The organism is Nostoc sp. UIC 10890 (assembly GCF_054786515.1).
In genome coordinates, this window is record NZ_JBSGKF010000064.1 from 1 (window position 1) to 4,238 (window position 4,238).

Genomic DNA, 4,238 nt, shown 5'->3' on the forward strand with positions numbered 1-4,238 from the left:
TTTCAAGAATATTGAATAGATTCCAGTTAAGATGGTATCCCTTTTGGGCTTTAACCAATAAGCCAGAAGATTTCAATAGTTCATAAAGCCAGGTAAAGTCCTCTTGTTTTGGCAGTAACTTACCAAATATTTTTAAATAGTACCAGCCCAGGCGATTCTGTCCTTGGCTAATTTCACCTGATTTTTTCCAAACTGGTGGAAAAGAAAGTGAATCTTTATATTTTTTAGATTCTCCCTCTGGTTTTTTAAGAAATAAATAATTTTGCGAGCGCCCTTGAGGATCTAACATAGTATCTCTAGCGCCTGTTACTCCTCCAATTTCAGGAAAATATTGGGAAGCCCTCTCAATGCTGACAATGCCATTACGACGAATAATATCAGTAAGGACAGTCAGGAAAATTTGTGCTTCAAGGGAAGTAATTCCAAATCTTTCTGCTACTAACTGAAACAGGCGTTCATCTTCTATTTGAAGATGACAAGCTAATAATCCTAATGACTCTAATGATGAACGTCGGGAAAAACGAATTCCAAATTCCCAGAGCAATAATTCTTTAGCACGAGACTGCGCCCTCTGTTCACAGTCTATTCTATTTTTGGGTTTTTCTTCGCTTGGATCGTTAGGACGGTAGCTGAGATAATTTAGTTGAGAATCTCTATCTGGATGAGGGATAGAAGTTTCTAAAAATTTTTCTGTTAATCTAACAATAATTTGGCTTACTGATGCAATATCTTGAGAATTTTTAACTTCTTGAAAAGCTTGATAAACTAACTGACGATAAAGTGCTTCTGTATGATTACGCTGATAGTCGGAAGCAAAAAATGCAGCGTCTTGTCTCCCATCTGAAAATATTAAAATTTTGCGTTTTGATGCATTTACTTGTGTATCTTCAGTTTCTGGCAGTAAATCAAATAGGCTATCAACTATTGCTTCTAATGGAGCATCAGTGTATGCTACAAAAAATTTAATAGCTTCAGAACGGAGTGGCTTTGCACCACAAGAAGCACATTTTTGTAAGTAACACCCATCCAGATTTTCGTCATTTTTTTGGCGATGCCACGCAAGACAAAATTCACCTTCTACAGCAGCTTTTTGTGTTAAAGGTTCAGGTGAGGGTATACCAATCCAACCGTTACGGCGGCGTATTGTAAAAGTAGCAGGTACTTGAGGTGCTTGTTCTTCCTCTTCTCCAACTTCCTCTTCTTCTGTCAAGCTATCTAAAATACCAGAAGTCAGAGTGTAAATACTAGTATTTTTTCTTAACGTTTTAATGGCTCTAGGTGGTGGCTGTATTTGTGAAGCATTACCCAGTTGTGTTAGGGCATAAACTTGACCGCACTGATAACAACTGCCTAACTCTAATACAGGTGAACTACAGTCATCACAAGTTGTCTTTTCGTTTAGGTAAAGACGACCATATCTCAGGGGCTTGTTTAAATAGTTTGGATCGGACATTGCACCTGGACATTCAGAGTTAATGCAGGCATACAATCCTTCTAAACTACGAAATAAGAGATGGATTCTAACTGGCAGTAAAGGTAAATCATCAGTATTATCACGAGCGAGAGCACCTAACTGTAGCAGATGAGCAAGGGCACTTTTTGCTTCTGTTTCATCAATAGTGCCATCTGGCTTGAACGGTAAACTTACTCCCCAAAGTTCTGTTGATTGCGTAATTTGCTCCCAAGGTTGGGGTTTGCGTCTCAGAATCTCAATGAGTCGATGTACTATCGGATGTTGCTTAAGAGCGTGCCAGAGCAATTTATGGATCTTGCCTTGAGCTTGAGCTTCTGCCGCTTGTAATTGTTCAGTAGGTACAAAGCCACTGAGTCTGTCCAACCAAAAACTCAATTCGTCATCAAGCTTGGGTAATTCTAGTATGCTTAAATATTCTAATATCTCTTCATTAGTAAATTCAGATGGTAATGCGTATGGTTCGCCTAATCGTTCTGTAGCAGTGACGCGATCACCTCTAATAACTTGACTAAAGGATTCGCCAAAAAACTTTTCGGCAAATTCTAATACTTGATTATCAACCGATACATTTCCTAAACTAGCACTGGTAGCAATACAGCGAATCTGACCAGTTTTTTCTTGTTTTACTGCTACTTTTAACCGCTCTATTAACATAGAAACTTCGCTACCAGTAGAGCCATTATAAGTATGAGCTTCATCTACAACTAACATTTTAAATGTTGATGCTGAAGCATTAAATACCTCTTCTCGCTCTTTCGGACGAATCAACATATGCTCCAACATGGAGTAGTTAGTCACTAATATGTGCGGTGGCTTATCCCAGATATCTTGTCGAGAAATTGCTTGAATTTCTAGTATTTTTTCAATAGCTTTATCAATTAATCTTTCACGAGTGCTGAGATTAAAAGAAGCTTTTTCGCTTTCAGTGAAGAACTCCCAAAGTTCTGAAGATTCATAGGCTTGTAACTCTTCTTCCAATGACTCTTCAGCTTTTTGTTTATCAGTTTCAGTTCGGCTGGTGTAAAACCCAAATCTAATTTTTGTCGTTTCTTGGCGACAAAGTAACTTCCGCAAGCGCTTAACCTGGTCATTGACTAAGGCATTCATGGGGTATAAAATCAACGCTCTTACCCCAGGTATGGATAAATTTGCTTCTTCTTTGAGCAGCATATCCAACATCGGAATTAAAAAACACTCTGTTTTCCCTGACCCTGTACCAGTAGCGACAACGACATTTTGTTGCTGTTGAGTTACTACTTTGACAGCTTTTTCTTGGTGTTGGTAAAGAGGACGCTCACTAGGGATAAACATTCTTGCCATTTCTGGATGCAAAATACCCTGATTGACCAATGCACTAATACTGTCAGCAGGTTGATAAGGTTGAGAACCTTCTACATAAGGATGTTGCCAAACTGTCCCTGGTATTTCTAGCTGTTGTTTTAAACCGTAGCGCAGATGGGGGTCACGCAATGGGTAAGCAGTGAGCAGGTAACGAATAAAATCTTGGCGGGGTTGTTCGACTGCTGCGATCGGGTCGAGGTAGTTGCTGTTTTTTGTCATACCAGAAAACATCCTAAACGCTGAAATATAGTTTCGACAAGGGGGTGATTAAGGGATTCAATGAGACGAGTCCTGTATTGCTCACTATCTGGTTCAGATAATCGCCAAAGCAATTGAGCATAAGCACTTGGCAAGCTAGTACCTTGAAGATTGAGCCGACTTTGGGATTTATCCCAATAAATTTTAAGGGGATATCCTGTTTCTTTGTCTTGATGAAACATTACCAGCATCGCTGTATCCGGTTCTAACTCATAAAAAGCTTGATCTTGAAACCAGATATATTCACCAGTAGGAAGTTGTAACAGTGATTTGTCTTCTAATTGCTGATAATTCAGGGGTATCCAGCGATTTTTCTGAGGAGTATTGCTACAAGGTATGTATTGGTGAATGGAGCCTCTACCTTGCCAATTATTAAGCAAAAATGGATTATCCGGCCAAGGCGATCGCAAAACTGCTTTACTCGGTTGGCAAGGTAGAGGCAAATACCCAACACTATCAGCAACAGTCACTAAGCGAATTCCTGCTTGGTTGAGGCGGTTCTTAATTTGATTAAAGCCTCCTATTTTTGGACGAATGGATAAATCATCGTGACTTTGCTCTGTTTTTAGCACCTGATGCGCCAAGGGAAGATAAGCACGATCACCCCGAAATCGCAACCCGATCAAGTTATCTCGATCCAAAGCCAATATAGTTGGAGGAGTTATAGAGTAACGATTTCTCATGCCAGCATAAATTTCACCTTGTGCTTGCAGCTCGCTCAAAGCCTCGTGAATATCAGTTTGTAAGTGCTCTTGTGATTCATTTGGTGACAGACTTGAGCGAATTAGTGTAATAAACTGGTGTTTACTCAAGGTCATCGGTATTGCCGGATTAGCAGGATGTCGATGATTGCTTAATAACAAGGTAATTTTGTCAAACAACATTACTGGTTTCCTAACATTCGACTGACTTGTTCCAACTGCAATGGTCTGCGTTCCATACTTTGGAAGCATTCAATTTTTTGTAGGTTATCATGTGCCGTTCTAAAGTTGCTTAAATTCAGTAACACGATATCTTGGTAAACTAAATCTTGCGGGATTTTTATTTTTAAAATTAATTTCTGCAAGTTATTTTGCTTGATAGCGATGTCCAAACACTTCAAAAAAAAGTCTCGCTTTTTAGAGCGAACGTTGACTAAGTACCAGTTACCACCACCTATTAGTGG

The 4,238-nt window shown here is 39.3% G+C and carries 3 protein-coding genes; all 3 read right to left on the bottom strand.

The annotated features are described in order from the left end of the window. Window positions 1-3,034, bottom strand: a 3,034-nt coding sequence (locus ACWATR_RS38760) for a DEAD/DEAH box helicase (protein ID WP_460345338.1), incomplete at its 3' end; no start/stop codon positions are given. After that, window positions 3,031-3,957, bottom strand: coding sequence for a hypothetical protein (locus ACWATR_RS38765; RefSeq protein WP_460345341.1), 927 nt, complete (start codon window positions 3,955-3,957; stop codon window positions 3,031-3,033). The genes ACWATR_RS38760 and ACWATR_RS38765, both read right to left, overlap by 4 nt. Further along, window positions 3,957-4,232, bottom strand: a complete 276-nt coding sequence (locus ACWATR_RS38770) for a chromosome segregation ATPase (RefSeq protein ID WP_460345344.1) — start codon at window positions 4,230-4,232, stop codon at window positions 3,957-3,959. Before ACWATR_RS38770 ends, ACWATR_RS38765 begins: the two co-directional genes overlap by 1 nt. Window positions 4,233-4,238 lie beyond the last annotated feature (6 nt).